At 61.0% G+C, this 17,625-nt stretch carries 19 protein-coding genes and 1 pseudogene; 14 read left to right on the forward strand and 6 right to left on the reverse strand.

Features of this window, described 5'->3' with window-relative positions:
• Nucleotides 1-116: 116 nt before the first annotated feature.
• Entirely contained in the window at nt 117-842 is a 726-nt protein-coding gene (locus ACFWEM_RS28455; RefSeq protein WP_378539113.1) for a hypothetical protein, read from the reverse strand.
• A gap of 227 nt (nt 843-1,069) precedes the next feature.
• Between ACFWEM_RS28455 and ACFWEM_RS28460 the strand changes: the two genes are divergently transcribed.
• From ACFWEM_RS28460 to ACFWEM_RS28470, 3 genes are all read left to right on the forward strand, one after another.
• Nucleotides 1,070-1,591 carry a DUF6611 family protein gene (locus ACFWEM_RS28460; protein WP_378539114.1) on the forward strand — a complete coding sequence of 174 codons (522 nt, stop codon included), beginning with the start codon at nt 1,070-1,072 and terminating at the stop codon, nt 1,589-1,591.
• A gap of 70 nt (nt 1,592-1,661) precedes the next feature.
• Entirely contained in the window at nt 1,662-3,614 is a 1,953-nt protein-coding gene (locus tag ACFWEM_RS28465; protein ID WP_378539115.1) for a hypothetical protein, read from the forward strand.
• Complete coding sequence (locus ACFWEM_RS28470; RefSeq protein ID WP_331888580.1) at nt 3,611-3,997, forward strand: hypothetical protein; 387 nt, start codon at nt 3,611-3,613, stop codon at nt 3,995-3,997. The genes ACFWEM_RS28465 and ACFWEM_RS28470 overlap by 4 nt, the downstream gene beginning before the upstream one ends.
• Before the next feature lie 173 nt (nt 3,998-4,170).
• Here the strand turns inward: ACFWEM_RS28470 and ACFWEM_RS28475 are convergent, their stop codons facing one another.
• On the reverse strand, nt 4,171-4,986 hold the full coding sequence (locus ACFWEM_RS28475; protein ID WP_378539116.1) for a hypothetical protein: 816 nt from the start codon (nt 4,984-4,986) through the stop codon (nt 4,171-4,173).
• Nucleotides 4,987-5,431: 445 nt separating this feature from the next.
• Here ACFWEM_RS28475 and ACFWEM_RS28480 point away from each other — a divergent pair, with 445 nt between their 5' ends.
• Both ACFWEM_RS28480 and ACFWEM_RS28485 read left to right on the forward strand, forming a co-directional pair.
• A complete protein-coding gene (locus ACFWEM_RS28480; RefSeq protein ID WP_378539117.1) occupies nt 5,432-5,839 on the forward strand; it encodes a hypothetical protein in 408 nt (135 codons plus the stop codon).
• Nucleotides 5,836-6,870, forward strand: a complete 1,035-nt coding sequence (locus ACFWEM_RS28485) for a hypothetical protein (RefSeq protein ID WP_378539118.1) — start codon at nt 5,836-5,838, stop codon at nt 6,868-6,870. The genes ACFWEM_RS28480 and ACFWEM_RS28485 overlap by 4 nt, the downstream gene beginning before the upstream one ends.
• 148 nt (nt 6,871-7,018) lie before the next feature.
• On the opposite strand, the gene ACFWEM_RS28490 is transcribed toward ACFWEM_RS28485, so the two are convergent.
• Complete coding sequence (locus ACFWEM_RS28490; RefSeq protein ID WP_378539145.1) at nt 7,019-8,491, reverse strand: TerD family protein; 1,473 nt, start codon at nt 8,489-8,491, stop codon at nt 7,019-7,021.
• 571 nt (nt 8,492-9,062) lie between these two features.
• On the opposite strand from ACFWEM_RS28490, the pseudogene ACFWEM_RS28495 reads away from it, so the two are divergent.
• Together ACFWEM_RS28495 and ACFWEM_RS28500 are read left to right on the forward strand one after the other, a co-directional pair.
• Nucleotides 9,063-9,783 (forward strand): annotated as a pseudogene (locus ACFWEM_RS28495) (HNH endonuclease family protein); the annotation flags it as partial.
• 205 nt (nt 9,784-9,988) lie between these two features.
• Nucleotides 9,989-10,477 carry a transcriptional regulator gene (locus ACFWEM_RS28500; RefSeq protein WP_378539119.1) on the forward strand — a complete coding sequence of 163 codons (489 nt, stop codon included), beginning with the start codon at nt 9,989-9,991 and terminating at the stop codon, nt 10,475-10,477.
• Nucleotides 10,478-10,522: 45 nt separating this feature from the next.
• Here ACFWEM_RS28500 and ACFWEM_RS28505 read toward each other — a convergent pair whose 3' ends face one another.
• Together ACFWEM_RS28505 and ACFWEM_RS28510 are read right to left on the reverse strand one after the other, a co-directional pair.
• Nucleotides 10,523-10,837 carry a hypothetical protein gene (locus ACFWEM_RS28505; protein ID WP_378539120.1) on the reverse strand — a complete coding sequence of 105 codons (315 nt, stop codon included), beginning with the start codon at nt 10,835-10,837 and terminating at the stop codon, nt 10,523-10,525.
• Nucleotides 10,838-10,899: 62 nt separating this feature from the next.
• Nucleotides 10,900-11,103, reverse strand: a complete 204-nt coding sequence (locus ACFWEM_RS28510) for a hypothetical protein (RefSeq protein WP_378539121.1) — start codon at nt 11,101-11,103, stop codon at nt 10,900-10,902.
• A gap of 270 nt (nt 11,104-11,373) precedes the next feature.
• Between ACFWEM_RS28510 and ACFWEM_RS28515 the strand changes: the two genes are divergently transcribed.
• The 5 genes from ACFWEM_RS28515 to ACFWEM_RS28535 all read left to right on the forward strand — a co-directional run bounded on the left by ACFWEM_RS28515 (nt 11,374) and on the right by ACFWEM_RS28535 (nt 14,870).
• The gene (locus ACFWEM_RS28515; protein WP_378539122.1) at nt 11,374-12,510 is read left to right on the forward strand and encodes a hypothetical protein; all 1,137 of its coding nucleotides are present in this window, start codon (nt 11,374-11,376) and stop codon (nt 12,508-12,510) included.
• Between the two features lie 44 nt (nt 12,511-12,554).
• The gene (locus tag ACFWEM_RS28520) at nt 12,555-12,950 is read left to right on the forward strand and encodes a hypothetical protein (protein ID WP_378539123.1); all 396 of its coding nucleotides are present in this window, start codon (nt 12,555-12,557) and stop codon (nt 12,948-12,950) included.
• 2 nt (nt 12,951-12,952) lie between these two features.
• Nucleotides 12,953-13,711 (forward strand): hypothetical protein, encoded by a 759-nt coding sequence (locus tag ACFWEM_RS28525; RefSeq protein ID WP_378539124.1) that lies wholly within the window; start codon nt 12,953-12,955, stop codon nt 13,709-13,711.
• Between the two features lie 222 nt (nt 13,712-13,933).
• Nucleotides 13,934-14,302, forward strand: coding sequence for a hypothetical protein (locus tag ACFWEM_RS28530; RefSeq protein WP_378539125.1), 369 nt, complete (start codon nt 13,934-13,936; stop codon nt 14,300-14,302).
• Between the two features lie 211 nt (nt 14,303-14,513).
• The gene (locus ACFWEM_RS28535) at nt 14,514-14,870 is read left to right on the forward strand and encodes a hypothetical protein (RefSeq protein ID WP_378539126.1); all 357 of its coding nucleotides are present in this window, start codon (nt 14,514-14,516) and stop codon (nt 14,868-14,870) included.
• Between the two features lie 201 nt (nt 14,871-15,071).
• Here the strand turns inward: ACFWEM_RS28535 and ACFWEM_RS28540 are convergent, their stop codons facing one another.
• Entirely contained in the window at nt 15,072-15,224 is a 153-nt protein-coding gene (locus ACFWEM_RS28540; protein ID WP_378539127.1) for a hypothetical protein, read from the reverse strand.
• Nucleotides 15,225-15,717: 493 nt separating this feature from the next.
• Between ACFWEM_RS28540 and ACFWEM_RS28545 the strand changes: the two genes are divergently transcribed.
• The gene (locus ACFWEM_RS28545; RefSeq protein ID WP_378539128.1) at nt 15,718-16,839 is read left to right on the forward strand and encodes a NucA/NucB deoxyribonuclease domain-containing protein; all 1,122 of its coding nucleotides are present in this window, start codon (nt 15,718-15,720) and stop codon (nt 16,837-16,839) included.
• Nucleotides 16,840-16,879: 40 nt separating this feature from the next.
• Complete coding sequence (locus ACFWEM_RS28550; RefSeq protein WP_378539129.1) at nt 16,880-17,620, forward strand: hypothetical protein; 741 nt, start codon at nt 16,880-16,882, stop codon at nt 17,618-17,620.
• The last annotated feature ends 5 nt before the right edge of the window (nt 17,621-17,625 follow it).

The following is a 17,625-nucleotide window of genomic DNA, read 5'->3' on the forward strand; positions in this document are numbered from 1 at the left end:
CGAGGCTGACACCTGCGTTCGCTGGGGTCGCGGGCCTCGTGGCATCAGTGTGGCGTACGGATCATTGGAACGCTGGGAGGTAGTTCTGAGATGCGACGGACACAACAGGGGAGCTCTTAACTGGTTGCTCCGGAAACTGCCTTGCGGGCAACGATGTTCCACCAGTTGCCGGCGATATTGATGACTGCGCCTTCGATCCCGCCGATGGTGGTGAAATGACCCGTCACGACCCGGCCGTCGACCTGTCCGACACCAGTCAACGTTGAGAACACCTGTGAGGGATCGCCGGCCACAGTGGCGGTAGTTGTCAAAACCCGTGCGTCAGAAAGCCCGTACCGCAGCGGCTCACTGTTGGCGAGCTTGGTGGTGACAGCGACGCTGCGGCCCCCCGCGGTGACAGTGTAGTCCGCACACTGCTCAGCAAAATCGGACACTGCATTGAGCCCGGCGGAATCCGACGTTGCCACGGTCGCGACGAAAGACTGACTGGCATTCGGAGCTTCTCCCATCTGTCCCGCCCAGGGACCGGCTCCGCGCGACGTGGACCAGAACGCAGCGCCGAGCCGACCCCCCGGGGCGCAGTCGGCGGAGTCTACTTCCCATTCATCGGTGGTCCCGACAGCCTGCGCGATTGCCGGGATCATGTCAGCTGGACGTATCTCCGGGTCGGTGACCTCCCATTCGCCGAACACCGAGCGAGGGAAGTCCAGCGCGGTGACAGCGTGGCCACGGAGATCGTCGGTACTGGGGCCGGAGGTGTCGGTAGGTGCGTCACTGCAGCCGGCCACGACTCCTGCAGCCAGGCCGATAACTGCTGCAGGAAAATAGATGCGACGGTTCACGCAAGGTCCTCTTCTCGGTGGTGGGCGCCAGTGTCGTCGTCACCATGCCTGACTGGTTCTCCACACAGGCTTGAGACAAGCCTCCTCGACGATCGAAGCCGCGGTGGAGAACATCTCAAGGAACATCTCGCTCTACAGTGACTGGCCGCTATCACCCGCAGTGGCGCGGCTGAATGGCCTCAACTCAGCAACAGGCCGACATCACACAGCCGAGCAAGGAGACGACGATGACAGGATCTGGAGGCGCAGGCGCACCCGACCGGCGCGAACGCAGGAAACCGATAAAGCTGCACCTCCATGCAGGGTTGCCACTGTCAGCACGATGGGGGCACTTAGGTATAGACCTTCCCCCATATTTGGTCACGCTCTCCATCTTCCCGCCCGGCGCGAGCCCGCGCGAGCGGGCCCTCATGCGTATCCGCATGCGCGCAACAACCTGGACGGGATCTATGTTTTCGCTGCTAATTCTCGGCTTTGTGGCGATTGCTTTTGGCGTTGATGGAGCTGTGATCACAGCAGCGGCGGGTCTTGGACTCTGGCTCGGTGTCCGTCAACGAACAGCTCGCATCCATAGGGAAACCCGACATCTCCAGATCGTGGTCCGGCCGGACGGAGTCAGAGGCGACGTGGCCGCATTCGAGTCGATTGCCGCCCAGCTTGATTCCCTCGACGCCGCGAACCTGGCTCCTGTGAACTACGAGGCCGAATGGGGGCACATTTACAGACAACTCGGTCCCGGGCGCCGATGACTTCGCTTCACGGCAAGGAAGGGCGGCAAGCGATGCGAAACTGGAGAAGCCGTCAGCGAGTATTCGCCCCATGCTCAGCACCGCCCTCGCGCTAGATATCGGCGCCACCACAGTGTGTGCGACTGTCCGTGACCGGAACGGCCGGATCGCGACTGTACGCGTCGACAACTCCGACACTGTCCCGGCCCGTCTGGTTGTCGATCGAGGCACCCCCCGGCCGCCACACGTAGACGACGCGCCCACAATCCCTCAATTGGGCTCTGTCATCGACCGACTCGACGTCGCATCAACGGTCATCGACGGAGTGGCTTGGTCCGCAGACACCCTGCTGGCCATCCTGCTCGACCCGATTCTCAATGCCGCCGCTGCGTTACTCGGCTCGCCGCCGGCGAAGATCATGACCGTGGTCCCGTTCTGGTGGGATCACGACCGGCAGAGACGATTCCAGCTCACTATCCATGCAGCACTCCGCCGCCCCGTCGTGATGGTGCCCTCCGACAAGGCCTTCGCGTACTCAGCTCCTTCGCCTGCCGTAGGCGCCCACCGAATCGTCATCGACTGTGGGGCGTCAGCTCTCGCAGCAGTGATGGTGGGAGGAGGTACACGCGGTCCGCGGATCGCCGCCACTGCCGCCGTCGAGGACGGCGGTGACATCTTCGATCGGATCTTGCTCGCCAATGCTCTCACTGCCGCAGATCACAGCGAGCTGGCGCTCGACGCGCGGTGGGCTTTCGCCGGAGTGCCACGAATAAGGGCAGGGCGCGAGGCTCTTTCCGACGTTGACGCCGTCGCAGTCGCACTTCCGAAACCCGTCGGACCGATCACATTGTCGAGTGAAGACGTCGATGAAACCGGCGCCGAATTCTTCGTGAGTGCATTCGGTGAGCTGTTCAGGAGTTTGGACGCCGCTCATCCGGAGGCGGCCGATGTTCGTGAGCAACAAGGACTGTTGCTGTGCGGAGGACTCGCCTACGATCCCGCCATCTCGAGCGCTGTCCGAGCATATTCATCCCGTGGTGCTCGTGTGATGCCGCACCCGCAGCACACCCTGTGCCGCGGCGCTCTAGCGTTCGGTTCCGCCGACTACGACAGCACCCACGACCCCGACCCCCTGCCGGCAAAACATGCGGAAGTAGACGACATCGATACGGAGATAGGTGTCGGACGCGGCTGGTCACGGCGCACACTCGCTGTCTACGGCGGGCTCGGTGTCGCCGCAGTGGCCGTGGCCGTCGCCGGCGGTCTGGCGCTGTCCTCCTCGATGACCGGGCCGGCGGATCTCCGCGCGAGTGATTTGCAATCGGTCGCCGCCGCAGTGCTGCCAGCCGAAGGCGCGATCGCCGGCACCACCGTGAAGACCTGGACCGATGGCGTCAGCCGCTCCGACCCGACGATGCGAACCCTCACCGGCGACCGACTGGAAACCCTGGCATGCGGAGGAGGCCGACTTGCAACCGACGGGGAGGGGGAAGGGATCCGGCTGGAAGCAACCCGAATTTTCATAGACGACGGTGATACCGACCCAGTGACTACGTTCGACCAATTCGATTCCAGCGCAACGACGAATGTCACGGTGACCGCAGCTATCGTCGCCCGCGATCAGCGCGACCAAGTGTGGTCGGCCATCCACAAATCGAACGAGCGGTGCACGTCAACCAAGGACGACCTGGTGCGAACCATCGTCGCCATCCCGCAGGACGGCCCGGACCCAGGACCGCCGACCTACAGCGAAAACCTCCCCGGCACGCAACCACCGACATCTACCGCCGCGACACCATCCAGAACATCGAGCGGATCCGAGCAGGGCGGAGTCACGATGAGCACACAGCGACAAGCCTGGCGCGGACTGGTACCGGCGGCTGCATCAGGCAGCGACACGGACATACATGTGACGTGTGTCCTCGATATCGACGGGGTAGTGCTGCGTCGCTCGTGCGCCACGGCGAAGTCGTCCGCGAAGGCCGACACGCTAGCTCAAAAGGGTGCCGCAGCGTTCAACCCCGCTCCGGAGTCGGCGAAATGACCGACCCGGATCGCCAAAAGCTGATGCACGCAGCCGAACTCGTGGACGTCACGGTCACCGTGCTCGCACCAGCGGTGTTGATCCGCCGAGCGATTGCACACTTCAATTCCCGACTCGCTCCCGGACAACGACCCGCCGAGACCACCTCCAGCGAAGCGTTCCTCAAACGGCTCTGCGTGAACTGGTTGCGACACACCGGATCACGCTATGACACTCATCGGAACCACGTTCGCCAGACCGGTGGCCAGCAGCTGTCCGATACCGCTGGCAACGTCATCAAGAAGAGGGTGCTGATCGAGATCGCACGCATCTACCCCTGGCTGGCTGATGAAGCTCAACGCCAGTTCCGCGAGCTCGACCTACCGCCCCGCGTGCGGAGGTAGACCAGCCGCTTCTGAGCCCAGCAGTAGATTGCAGGAACCCAGTTCACCGCCATTTCGTCCGTCGCACATCGGGTTTGAAGGCAATCTTTGTCGAGAGGGGAGTGCTGCGTTCCCGGCGCGATCGACCGGATGGGGTACGCACTTATGCGGACGCCAGGGACGCCTCGCCTGGGTCAGGCAAGTTTCCTCCACCGTGCCTTTTCGAATTGCTGGACTACGAGGTGAGGTTGTACCAGGAGACCCGCCAGCATGCGGAATCGGAGGTGGTACGCCTCAGGACTTTCGTCAGCCGCCGGCGCCATTGTCGCCAGTGCGCCGCTGAACCGGTGGTGAACCCAGGAGCTCACCTCACCGAGATAGGCCGCGACCGACTCGCGGTGCAGTGACGCCCAAACCTCATCTCGTTCTTCGCAATACCGGTGAAGCTGTTCGTTGACAGCTATCGCCTCGTCGCTGACCTCGCCCCGCCTTTGCGCGCTTCGGAATTTGAAGGGGCTCTCGAAACTCTGGTCCGCAGGAACTCCGGTGATGTCAGGGCGCAGCTCTTCGGTCGCTTCCAAGTCGGAGATGGCTTTCGTTGTCGCGGTGTCGCTGTCGGGAACGACAGGGGCCGCTGCGTCCTCAACGGGCAAGCGTATCGACCGCACTTCCGTGATGATGTCGGTGATCGCTCCTGGGTGGATTGCGAGTGAGATGGATCCGGGTGCCTCGTGGAGGTTCACGTATCGGACGGCGCGCACGCCGCGCCGATCTAGTTCTCGAGCGGGAAAATTGCCATAGATACTCCACCCTTCGTCGTCGAGATCACTGCTCAGGTCGCCGGGTCCCAGCCTGATTCGGACCTGGTGTAACCAGTAGTCGCGACCAGAGGTCTGTTCATCCGTTGGTCGGCGCAGCATGTTTTCTACGGCGGCGGCGTACGTGCCCAGGTGAATTGCCACCGAGATCTTGTCTCGAACTGCCTCGTCGCGGAACTCTTCAGACCACACTTCAACGCGGGAGTACTCGTCGCGTACGTCCTGCTCGTAGGTCTCAGATGGCCAGTTTTCATAGGTGGATGAGTGGTACCAATAGTGCTTGTCGATTCTCCCGGAGATGTAGTCGACATCGTCGAGATCCCGAAGGATTGGGCCTGGGTCGCCAATGTCGATTGGTTCCCCACACTCGCAAGAGAGATCGGGATCGCCGCTCTCTCGGAGGGACATGTACAGATCGGACGAAACCCGATTGCGTACTCCACAGGCGCATCCGAACCAAAAACTGTAGTTGAACGCGAACCCACTGGGGTGTCCCGAGTGATCCGGCGGAGATGGCGTCATCTCGCGCAGTCTAAGGCAGAAGGGACGGCCGTTGGGTGTGGCAATCGCGACCTGGCAGGCACTCGCCCCGGCCACCCATCAATCGTGGTGAAGGGCCCGCTTACTGTCGCCGACTATGGCACCCCCACCAGGCAGAGGCATGTCCGACTTCGCGCTCGCAGCGATCGTCGGCGGCAGCGCCCTGACCGGTGCAGTCCTCGGCTGGGTCGAACTGCGCATCCTCTATCTGCTGGACAGAGCCGCGACGGTCGCGGGTCCAGCAGACCCTGCTTTTGCGCTGAGCTGGACCAACGCCAGCTTTCCCTTCACGACAGTCGCTGCGGTCGTGGTGGGGATGGGAGCCACCTTCGCGATTCTCGCGGTCGCAGTGATCATCTCCCGTCAACGCGGCATCGAACGAGTGGACCGCGAGCGGGACGCCATGACCGGCCGCCAGTCCCTACTGCACCCGGACCGACCGCCGCCACACACTCATATCCCGAACTCTTCCGCATCCCCGAACCAACGAGACGAGGTCCGATGAGCGCAGCAGGACACCGAAAGCCCAGCATCCAAGCCACGTGGGACAGCACTCGCGGCGCCCGCAACGCTCTAGGTGATCGCGCAGCAGCCACACAATGGCTGCGCCACCCCATCGCCGGCGGACTACGCGCAGCAACCGAGGTCGAACACGCCACCCGCTGGCGCACAGCCACCGGCGACCCAATTGAGGGCCACACACCCGCGCTGCTAGCCGCCTGGTTCGCGTTCGCGTACGACTTCACTGTCAACGCACCCGCAGACCCCGCCGCACTTGCTGCTGCCGCGGAGATGCCAATGACCGCGCAATGGCTCGCCGACCGCGCTGACCGCGTCGACACCGCCGCAACCCTCGTCGCGTCACCCGCAGCGGTCGCCGTAGCCCTCGCCGCCGCACAAGCCCTGACCACTGGTGACGTCGAGACACTGGCCGCGCAATTACCTCAGTTGCCTTACCCGAACGCCCATCTGACGCTGTCCGCGCCGCTGCTCGCCACCCCCAGCACGCTCGAGGAAACCGAAGGCATCACCGCACTCACCTGGTGGCCGACCTCCACAGGAATGCGGATCGCTGACTGGATCGGAACCGGCAACGCCGTCACAGGCGACGAGGGTGGTCAACTGCGCGCCGCCGCAATGAAGTTCGGTGCCAGCCTCCCCAATCACCTACTCAACGGTGAACGACATCTGGAGGCAGCCTCCGCTCAACCAGCCGAAGACGACCAGGTGTACTCCGAAGGGCAATTCACCTTCGATGAGATCATCACCGACCCCGACCGAGATCTCCTCCCCCGACTAGCGCTTGCCCTGCGCGGACTCATCGCCACCCAAACCCTCACCGTCGAAGAAGAATTGGTTCGACCGCCCTCATCGACGGGTAACGTCAAGCGGGTACCTGTGACAGTGGTGCGCGCCAGGGACGACTTCGCACATACCCGTGCGCTGCTCGGTCCCGGGACGACGACCACCATCCGCAGACGGCGCAACAGCGGAAAGCTCCATTGGACCGACGCCCAATGGGAAACCTCAACGTAGCAATCCGGAAGGCATTTCAAGGAACTGCCCACGGTTCTGCCACAGGGTGAGTGCAGGTCGGAGACACATGACTGCGGCACCGATCGCCCGACCGCGGGGATGAACATCAGTCATCTGAATCCGAACCTCGCACTTCGCTCTCGGTGCACTAGCTGTCACACTTTCCGTTGTACTTGTTCAACCCGAGGCCCCCGTTGAATCTCTTACTGCGGCCGGTAGGTCCGTCTTTGGGGGAGCGGACCCACTTGCTTCTCGCATCCAGACCTGGCATCCGCTCACTACCGACTCGGCTGTAACGGGTTTCCCCATCGACGGTCAACACACCGTCCTGGACATCGATGTGCCCGACAGTCGCCCAGAAGGAATTCTTACTGTTGCCGACGTAGATCAAAATCTCGTCCGCATCCGGTCCTGGAAGCCCACCCTTGCCGGCCTTCCCATACCGGATCGCGACGCGCGGACGACCGAATGTGTCGATCGCACCGCCTCCGTTGTCCACGCTCTGATAAATGTTGACCAGCAGGTCACCGTTCTCGTTCGGAAGAACCCGAACCTGTTCCGCAGCAGGCTTACTACCTTTGCCGGGGCCCTTGCTGTCGCCATAGTGATGGATGTACGGCCACTTCTTCAAGTTGCCTTGGTGCCCCTTGTCGCCGCTGATGATGACGTACTTATTGGTGTCCTCGTTGCGGCAGTAGAAGTACACATCGAGATCTCCCGTGCCGTACTTCTTCACATTGCCATTGCTGTCATAGGTCGCGCCGCGTCCATCCCATTCGAGACCGACCGTCAAGACCCAGTTCGGGTCTCCATTCCCTTTCCGTAGGTCAATTCGCGCTGTCTGACTTGGAGAGTCCTTGGTCAGCGTCACCTGCACCTTCTCGAACGAGATAGGCGACGCTCCTGGCCCTGTCTGCGCGACCGGGGGCACGGATTCAGGTGCGGGCGCAGTGGGTGCGGCCACAGCAGTTCTGGCGGATGCCAACGCACCGCGGGCCGCGGTGAAAATTCCCCTCGCGGCGGTGACCGCGCCACTGCTAGGGGAGGCTGCAGGTGGGGTCCCGGGAGCAGGGGCGGCAGGAACAGGGAGAGCTGAGGGTGGAACGCTGGGAGTTGGGGGAGCACTGGCGGGTTCGTCGACGTCGATACCGTGTTCGACGGCGAACGCAGCCAGGCACTGACTGTATCCCTGACCGATCGCGTCGAGACGCCATGTCGCACCACGCCGGTAGAGAGCGACGACCTGCAGGACTGTCTCCGTCGTCAGCCCCGTGGGTGCGAAGGCCAGCAATTGGGTCGGTCCACGAACCTCGACAGCAAGGCCAGGGACGTCGCGGAACTGCTTCTGCTGTGCTTCGGTACTCGCGGTGACGAGAACACGATTGATTTCAGCTGGCAAGCTCAACAAATCAATCGAAATCGATTCTTCCGAGACGAGGCTGACGCCTTGTGCTTTCGGATTGTTGAAGAAGATGAAATCGTCATCGTTTCGGACCACACCAGCACTGGTGAGTAGTACTGCAGCGATATCCACAGCGCCGGCTGAGTTGGAAGTGGCGATCCGCACGGTATAGCTCTGATCGGTGAGATCGACCTTCGATCCCTTGGATACCTCAACCATCATTCGTTCCCTTCTCGGCGCTCTGATCAGTCCTCGACGCGAGGAGCGATCGCCCAGTTATGCTGTCATATCGGTTCGCTGCCAGCCCCATTCATCGGGGCGCCGAGGATTGCGCGATCCGGAACAGCGGTGAAGGTCCTCGCTACTCTCCGGTTGTGAAACCCGAAACTGCAGCCCCGCAGGTACTTCGCGTTGCAATTTGCGAAGGAACCACCCAGATCCGCGCCGATGCGCACAATGAGTTATGAAGTCATGAACCGGCTACCGGCTTTCACATGAACCGAAAGTGTCAGCAAGAACGTCGGACGCCGCATCGCGGGCGTGTCACGCCGGGTCACACCTGGCCAATTGTTTCGCGCACCGACAACGGCAGACCGGTTGCGTAACAACCACGGCACGCAGGTCGGCCCAACTGCTCGACGTGGAACACGCATTGGGTGAACAAATCTCAACCTGAAATCGTCCCCGCCGCGAAACATGCTGCACTCGCGATGACGGTTGAAACACCCGCTCGCGGCTGCAGGAAAACTCGACTCCCATCAACCATTCAACAACCTCAGGAGAACCGCAGATGCGAATTCGAATCAGCTCGGCACCTTCCATACTCGCTGCTACCGCAGCAGTCGCAGCGATCGCCGTTTCCGGATGCTCAGCTGCAGAAGCGTTCCCCACCTTTTCGAGCAACGCGAGGTCTTCCTCCGCACCCGCAACATCTTCTTTCGACGCATCCGCCGCGCTCAGCAAGCTCGACACCCTGCCGGTGAAAGGGCGCGCTCCGAAGACTGGCTACGACCGCGGTCAGTTCGGGCAAGCGTGGACCGACGACGTCACAGTAGAAGGTGGGGCACAACGGATGCGACGGTCGCAATGACATCTTGCGGCGCGATTTGGTGGACGTCACCTACAAGCCGAATAGCAGAGACTGTGTGGTCAGCGCCGGAACCCTTCACGACGTCTACACGGATGCGACCATCAAATTCACTCGCGGACAGAACACTTCAACTGCAGTGCAGATTGATCACGTCGTCGCACTCTCCGACGCCTGGCAAAAGGGCGCTCAACAGCTCACCGCCGAACAGCGAAAGAACCTGGCCAACGACCCCCGGAACTTGCAGGCGGTGGATGGTCCGACGAACGGCCAGAAGTCAGACTCTGACGCGGCATCGTGGCTGCCACCGAACAAGGCCTACCGCTGTACCTATGTGTCGCGGCAGATCGATGTCAAATCCCTTTACAGTCTTTGGATTACGCAGGCAGAGAAGGAGGCAATGCAACGGGTTCTGGCGAACTGCTGAGAAGGGTCGGTCGGTCAGTGATCGTGCGAGTGGGAACGGCCGCAGATGCCGTAACCGTAGAGCCGCATCCGGCTTCATCACTGCCAGGTTCGACCAACGTCGAGACCCTTTGCCCTGACGAAACATCCATCCTGATCGACGTGAATTCGAAAGCCCAGCAACGCAGGGGATGGGTTTGCGCCACAACTATGAGAGGTAGGAGATGACGCACTCCGACGAGGAAAATCTCTTCCAGCTCCAGCTGAACAAGCTATTCAACGCATCCAAGAGCCGTCTGACCAATCGAAGAGTCGTCAACGCCCTGCTGACACGCAATTGCCAGATATCTGCTCCATACCTGTCACAGCTGCGGACCGGTACGCGCCAGAACCCCTCGGACGAGGTCGTCGGAGCACTGGCGGACTACTTCGGTGTCGCACCCGACTACTTCTTCACCACCCCACAAAATGATCGGAACCTGACGTGTAGCGAAGACGGCCAGATCGTTGCCCGTCTCCACCACGGTGCCCTGAAAGACCTACTTACGGTCGCGGACGGACTCTCCGCTGAATCTCTACGGGTCCTGGATGACCTGGCAACGAAACTGCGATCCGCCGATCAGCGACGAATAGTCCCGGCCGACTCACCGTCCTATGTACGTATTGCTGAGATCGGAGGTTCGACGATGTCGACCCGTACTGCTCGGTCCTGACGAACTGGCGACGAAACGAGCGAATGGATCGAAAGAGAGTTTCCGTCAGTCCTTTTCGGTAAACCATGTGCTGAGCACCATCGTCGTCACCACACAGATCCCGGCGACGAGAATGAACACCACCGCCAGGACGCCCAGCGCCCGCGTCAGAATGCCGTGATTCGCCGGTATCGCGAGGGTAAATGCGTTGGCTGACATCGAAGCCACCAAGGCACAATCCGCTAACGTCCGAATATTTCGATTCCCCCGCTGGATCGGAGGCGTTTCATTGTCGGCCTCGGGTGACTCTCTGGCCTGCTCGTCGGCACCGCGCGCCTCCCACGCGTCCCATGCTCGGCGCTGTCTGTCGTCCATTTCCACGCCGCGCACGTCCTACCCGTCAGCTCGTCTGCGGACTCTGCTCAACGAAGCTCGTGTCACAGTCAACTGCAATCTCCGCCGCCACCACTTGATCCGCAGTCGGAGGATCCTCCGCCGCCGTCGAAACCGCCCTGGCCGTACACATATCCACTGGTTCCACCCCAGGCGGCGCTCGACGTGTGCCGGCGGCCGGCGCTACGGGTTCGCCCGCCGGGCGCGGGACGAGGTGCAACGCGTGTCAAACGCACAATCGCCCAGATGCTCACTGCCGCGACAATGATGATGACTGCGATGGCCGTTGCTCGCCTCCCTCGGATATTGCTGCATCACGTGCGCTGAGCGAGCTGCGGACGCTGGTTCTGCGTTGCCGTCAACCTGGGCCGGAGTTTGTTTCTGACTTATGTCCCTGCCCACAAAGCCACCCCTTTCGGTTGCTGAATGTTAACACCGTGTCGTTAACTGCAGTGAATAGAACCAGACGTAACACCTACGCGGATCGGCGATCGTCCCCAGGTCGTCAGAAGGAGCTGGACCCGATGACGCAGGACCACCAAACCGTAGTGGGGAACACATCCGCCGAACCGTGTGCCTTACTGTGGCCACCTCAGTGGGGAACGGAGAAACCTAACCTGCTGGCCCGGTACTGGGTGCCGGCCATGGTGCTCATCTCCGGTGCGCTCTTCATCGGATTGGGTGTGGCGACCGTTGCTGCACCGGTTTCGCTCGCCGGTGTGTGGATTGCGCTGCTTGCGGTTCCGATGCTGATGACCCCACGGAGGCGGCCCGCGTCCGCAGTGTCCGTAAACGTACGGCGCGTGTGGGTTTCCCCCTCGACGGGACAGGTATCCGATTCCGGCCGACCCGACGACGATTCCGTCGCCGGGATCGTTGTTCCCATGATCGAAAGCGTTGCCGCTCAGACATATCTGGTTTTGGGTCGGATGTTCTTAGTTCCGGTGTTTCTCTTTACCGGGGCATTCTGGACGATGTCTGGCTACGGTGGGTCGTTTCTCGGGCCGTTCTACCTGGTCTTGGCAGTGATCTCAGTGGTGCTAATCGTGCCGAAAGCTGTTCGCGCCCTGTGCGGTTTCGCGCTCAGGTCGAACGACCCCCTGTTGGTGTTGACCGAAGACGGACTGTGGGTCGACAACGGGTCCGTGCGCATGTTCTACCCCTGGGACAATATCGAGGCAGTGTTCCCGGAGAAGACACGTGGCTACTTGTCCGCCAGCATCAGGCCGCGACCCGACACAACGCCGCGCATGATCAAATCCCGCCGCTGGTCGCTGGGGGAGTTCGTCGACAAGCGCGACGTCCTGGCGATACCCGTAGCCGCGTACGACATCGACCCGGTATTGCTGCTCGCGGTGATCTCACGCACGGTCTACTGGCCGCAGACCCGCAGCCAGCTCGGTTTCGGGTACACCATCACCGACCTCGGCAACCCCCTGGTCCGCAACGTCACCGTGATTGGCACGGAAGGTGGATTCGTCTGCACCTCTGATCGTGGAGACTTCACGCTGGTACAGGGTTCGCGCGCCGCTGCAGTGCTCGGCGAGGTGCTCAGGCACCCAACCCCTGTCGATCTGGTGCTCGACGAGCGCCGCGAAGTGATCGACTTCCTTCTCGGCGGAGCACCTTTCAACACTGACCGCATTACCCCTCAACGCTGAACAGATCAGCTTCCGCATATCAGGCAAGGGAAGGCAGGAGATGCATGACGAAGCAGCTCTACACCGGTGTAGCGGTCGCGGCGATGGTGTTCGTTGCGGGCGTCGTGCTGACAGGGTTCGCCCTGAACGCCTGGACGGTCGTGTCGGGGATCTTCGCTATCTGTGCGGGTTTCATTGCCTGGATTTACGTTCGAGGTGATGTCGAGAGGACCGATCGCAGTGGTGAATTCAGGTTGTCGAAGGAACAGCAAAAGACGGTGAAGAGGCTGACAGCTGCGCTCAAAGCTCAGGCGGCTATCCCACCCGAGCAAAGAAAGATGAACCGAGCTCCACGGTTCTCGGAGAACTTCGGACCCATCGAAGGCGATGACGGTGAATGGTACTTCCCGAAATCTCCCGTCCTCCCCGGAGATCCGCTTCCGCCCGAGGCGAAGGAATAGCCATGTCCCACAGCGAGAGTTCGGATACCCCACAGATCCACGGCACCGAGCCGGTGAAGGACACCAGCAAGCCCGGATGGATCGCGCGCACCGTCTTCGGAACAATCGGCCTCGCGGCGGCAATCAGCTTCCTCACCATGGGCAGCACCCGGACAACCATCGCCGGAATAGGTTTGATCGTGGTGGTGGGTTTTCACTTCGTTGCAGCGTTCACGCTGCGCCGGCAGGCAGCCAAGGCGCGGACTGCAGCCGTCACACCGGTAGTCGACGTGGGTTTCACCGCGGTGGTCGCTGCCGCAACGCCGCTGGCGAGTGAACGAGCCGCCGCACAAACCAAGGAGGAGGCGCTCGCTGAGATCGGCCGGGGCGACTGGGCATCCGTAAAAGCCGGGTTGGGGTGGTTCGTCGAGAATGCGGCCGGCGAGCAGGACTGGCTGATTCTCGCCGAGGGGCTGCGCTTCCCGAGCAATCTCGCACCGAGGGAAATCGCAGCGGAGGCGTTGATCAAGCGCTACGGTACCGAAGGTCTCTACGAATGCCTGTGCTACCTCGACAGCGACGACCTCGAGGGAAACGCGTACTGGCACATCGAGTCCGTGTTCGAAGAGCTGTACCTCGTCGATGACATTCCCATCCGCACAATGCTGCTCGAGATCAGTACTACCGCGAAGTACAACGATCAGAAGGCGCACGCTGACGAACTGTTGGACACGCACAACCTGTCAGTCGACGGGCAGGGCGTGCTGAAAAAAGCGCAGTGAGCCGTGGCGACGCATCCGAGGGAATCCTCTGGGTACCATCCGATCTCAGCCCAAGCCGCAAGTAACACCCTCCCGCTGGGTGGCGTACAGCCGAAGCCTCGCCAAAATGACAATCGAATCGCGCTGCGCAACCATGTAGTCGACAGCGGGGCCAGCGAAACGCAAGAGCAGCCCACAGTTCACCTCCCAGCGGGCGCGCCCTGTGTTCGATACGCTGCGGGCATGCGGGTCGACGGCATCAGAGATGAGGCTGTAGCAGAGGCATGTGACGCTCTGCTGGAGTCACTCGACGTGCTGCTCGAACGCCTCGCCAATCGCGTCGAATCCGCGCCGGCGCCCGGCAGCGCCGAATGGAAAAACCAGTGGAACGCACGAGAGTCCGCAGATGGACGCGAGAGACTCCGACGACACCTTCTGGTCAAAATCGCAATCGCCACCGCAGCACGCGTTGATCCCACCCACGACATCGAAATGGCCCGACAAGCCGGAATCCCAGAGGCCGACATCGCGCGCGCGTCCGGCCGTAAGACGCAGCGACGATCACCACACGGAAACGCAGATCTCACACCTACCCAGACAACCCTCTGGTAATCGTAGGTTCGTCCGCGGATATTTCGTACCGAGCAGGGACTCTGCGGCTGACCGTTCGATCCCAGATTGTTCAAGTAGTCCGTGTCTAAGGCCAGCTACGAACGGCGCGCGCTGCCAGTCAATTTCACGGCTCTCTGAGCTTGATGCGTGTTCTGTTCCTCCCGACTGATCGACACAGCGATCTTAACTTTAGTCCGCTAAAGTTAAGACTATGAACGACGACGATCGGCAGAACGCTCTCGCAGATGTCGTGGAACTCGCACGCCTGCTGCACTCCTGTCGAGGGCTCTCAGACGAGGTCGAAGCCCTTCTCGTGGATGCGATGAAGATCGCCCGCAGCGCAGGGCTCAGCCAAACGATCATCGCCGAGGCGACGGCGTTGTCCCCTGGTCGAGTAAGCCAGGTGGTCAAGTCCGAGGGAGCTGCGGTGTCACGATCACAGTTAAGGGACCGCGTGCGGGAGATCAGTGAATGGCCAGGCGAAGCATTGCAGCCTTACCGGGCCTCATTCCCTGGGCGTATGACCAAGCCTCCTTACCGTCGCCGCCGCCCTACTTCTAGTCCGTGACACTTGGACGGCGATGCCGCAATCCATCAATCGATTGCCGGACGGGACGCAGCTGTGTCTCAATGTCGGGGCGGCAACCTTGCCCGCAGCTCCGTTCATCGGTGCGCTTCCTCGACCGACGGAGCCAACTGAATCGGCTTGAGACCGGTGACCACGTTTCTGCGGCGTCTGATGTCCAGAAAGCGTTGCAGGTCAGTCAGTTCAGCCATATGCCGCTTGCAGGACCAAGTGCCCAGAAATGCAGGCTCCATCAAAAGTAGTAACTTTTCCAGGCAGAAACCCTTCCACCTGCAGGTTGAAGCCTTGAGCTTTGGCTTTCGCTAAACCGGGATGAAAGATCTCTGTGATTCTCACGAGCAACCCTCTATCGTGAGCAGTGATAAACACCGCGAAACGAGACTACGGAATGCGTCGAGATTGGTTGCGCTGGTGTTGATTTGATCGGTAGGTGTCGGGATGGAGCAACTTGCAATAACGCTGAGGGTTACCGGTCAGACCTTCGATGTCGCGGCCGTCTGGCCCGCTTTGGCTCCGCGCTGCTGTTGCGGTCAAGGGTGAAGGCGTCGTTGAAAATGGCAACTTCAGGCACGTCACCTGATGGCTAACGGTGCCGAGTTACGTTTGCATTCAGCATAATTCAACGTTTTGCCCAACCCGTTGCGCGCCGAACAGAGAAGTGTTTTACTCAACCCGGAACGAGACCAACTGGACCGTTTCGACGGTTCTCGTTCGGACGTTTCTAAATCGACTGAAGTTTTTCCAACCGATTCGACAACACGGGGAAGAGACTTTGACCAGACGACGAAGAGCAAATGGCGGTCATGTTCGATGGGTACGCCTCCTCGCGTTGACCACGGCATTCATGGTCATCGGCGGTGGCGTAGCTACCGCGCAACCGCCTCCAGAACAACCCACTCTCGACCTATCAACCCCTGAACAATCGGCGCCCGAGCAAACGGAAGCCGATCAATCGGAGCCACCACAACCTCTTACGACAGATCCGGCCGCCTATCCGATCACCTACGAACGCGTAGTCACAGAGCCGCCCGATTCCGTTCAGAGTCGACAGATGGAACAGCGCCTAACTGCTCTTCCCCCGTGCGATCGCCACAGATACCTCTCGTGCGAGTCGTATACCAGCCGTGTCGAACAGTGGAAGAAGGACACACCGTCTTCGCCGCCGGTGATGTTCGGACTCTGGGGTGTGTACTTCCAACTGAACGTCAACTCGCAGTACGGACTTCCCCGCTCCACCGCCGTGGTGGAGGGGTACACCATTGCCCTCGAAGGCGCCCCGGTCCCCGGTACCTTGGATATCAAGCTCACCGGCCACGATCTTGGGGCACAAACGGACATCATGGATTTCGTGATGCCGCTGAGCCCGGGAAGCAATCAGTACCACGATGAGTCCTTCATCATCGCTCCGCCCAAGCTCGGAAGTAACAGTATCAACTTCGTCATTTCCTTCACGTCGCACACTCCTGTGCCGCCCGTTGATCCGGGACCGACCTACATTGGCACTACTCAAACCTTGCGTTGCGACAACAAACAGGAAATCAGCTCCAACACAGGGTGCGTGAATCCGAAATACATCCCGAGTGTCACGTACGCGAAATCAGTGTTCCCAGGAATCTGGCAAAACATTTCTGACGATCAAGATGCGACCGACCGCGGATTGCTGAATAAACCGTTGCACCGGGTCTCTGGCCCTCAGATCGATGCGAATCGGGCTGCAGCGTGCAGTACCGCACGAAAAAATGCTCTGATTGGTGCAACACCGCCGCCTGCTTTGGTCCCAGCGGAGTGCGACGAGTATCCCTTCGCCTCTTCTGCTGAAGGTGGGGCCACGGCCAGCATCAAATGGGTCAGGAAGGCGGAGAACCAAGCGCAATCCACTTTGATGGAGGGATTCTATCGACAGAATCGACTCATCGTCGGCGATCCGTTCACTGTTCGCACCACGCAATAAGAGTCTGGTTTCCCCTCTTAGGATAAGAAAGGTCTTTATCGTGACACGACCGTCTTTGAAAACAGCAATCGCTGCCGGTGCTCTGGTGAGTGCGGCAATCCTGGCCACCCCTGGCGTCGCCGGCGCGGACACCCTCACCGGCTGGATAGGGCCGACGCTTCCAGTCAACGGCAACGCGTTACTGCATCAGTCGACCATCATCAATTCCCCGAACCTGATCGCTCAGTCGAAGGTCTGGACGGTCACCGGGGCCGACGTCGCACCCGGAGGATTGGGCGTCCGAGCGCGACTGTTCAAGAGCGGCGCGCTCTGCCAAGCCGTCGACTACCGATACAACGTCAAAATCGCGGCCGAGATGCAGGTAGGCACCACAGCAGTATGCGGAACGGGTTGGTACAACAGCCACGGATTCGTAGCCGCATGGAATGGAACTAGCAGCTACAAGGAGTTCGTCACCTTCCCGACCGATCCTCTGTACTTCGAAGTGCCGGCATCACCCAGTGCCCGGGCACAGGCTCCCGAGTCGATCACTATCGAATCGGGTGTCAACGGTTCGGGCCAGTCCTTCGGTTCTGGAGAAGGCGTCGAATCCGATGCAGACCTTCCGGATCTGGTGGCCGCGATCGGCACAAACGGCGAAATTGGTTACATCAAGAAAGGCGAGCTAGGCGGACCCGCATCATCGCCGGAGCAGGCGCTGGCCAGCAACACTGGTGGCCGAACCGTCTCGCTCTACGACCAGGATGGACAAGCCGTAATCGGGGAGTTCACCGTTTCGTGACGCCC

This window comes from Rhodococcus sp. NPDC060176, from assembly GCF_042728675.1.
Taxonomy (GTDB): domain Bacteria; phylum Actinomycetota; class Actinomycetes; order Mycobacteriales; family Mycobacteriaceae; genus Rhodococcus_F.

Bases quoted from the DNA above. Each gene is read 5' to 3' on its own strand.
- ACFWEM_RS28515 (WP_378539122.1), top strand. From the start codon at position 11,374: ATGACGCAGGACCACCAAACCGTAGTGGGGAACACATCCGCCGAACCG.
- ACFWEM_RS28480 (WP_378539117.1), top strand. From the start codon at position 5,432: ATGGCACCCCCACCAGGCAGAGGCATGTCCGACTTCGCGCTCGCAGCG.
- ACFWEM_RS28530 (WP_378539125.1), top strand. From the start codon at position 13,934: ATGCGGGTCGACGGCATCAGAGATGAGGCTGTAGCAGAGGCATGTGAC.
- ACFWEM_RS28465 (WP_378539115.1), top strand. From the start codon at position 1,662: ATGCTCAGCACCGCCCTCGCGCTAGATATCGGCGCCACCACAGTGTGT.
- ACFWEM_RS28520 (WP_378539123.1), top strand. From the start codon at position 12,555: ATGACGAAGCAGCTCTACACCGGTGTAGCGGTCGCGGCGATGGTGTTC.
- ACFWEM_RS28500 (WP_378539119.1), top strand. From the start codon at position 9,989: ATGACGCACTCCGACGAGGAAAATCTCTTCCAGCTCCAGCTGAACAAG.
- ACFWEM_RS28525 (WP_378539124.1), top strand. From the start codon at position 12,953: ATGTCCCACAGCGAGAGTTCGGATACCCCACAGATCCACGGCACCGAG.
- ACFWEM_RS28470 (WP_331888580.1), top strand. From the start codon at position 3,611: ATGACCGACCCGGATCGCCAAAAGCTGATGCACGCAGCCGAACTCGTG.
- ACFWEM_RS28485 (WP_378539118.1), top strand. From the start codon at position 5,836: ATGAGCGCAGCAGGACACCGAAAGCCCAGCATCCAAGCCACGTGGGAC.
- ACFWEM_RS28460 (WP_378539114.1), top strand. From the start codon at position 1,070: ATGACAGGATCTGGAGGCGCAGGCGCACCCGACCGGCGCGAACGCAGG.
- ACFWEM_RS28535 (WP_378539126.1), top strand. From the start codon at position 14,514: ATGAACGACGACGATCGGCAGAACGCTCTCGCAGATGTCGTGGAACTC.
- ACFWEM_RS28490 (WP_378539145.1), bottom strand. From the start codon at position 8,491: ATGGTTGAGGTATCCAAGGGATCGAAGGTCGATCTCACCGATCAGAGC.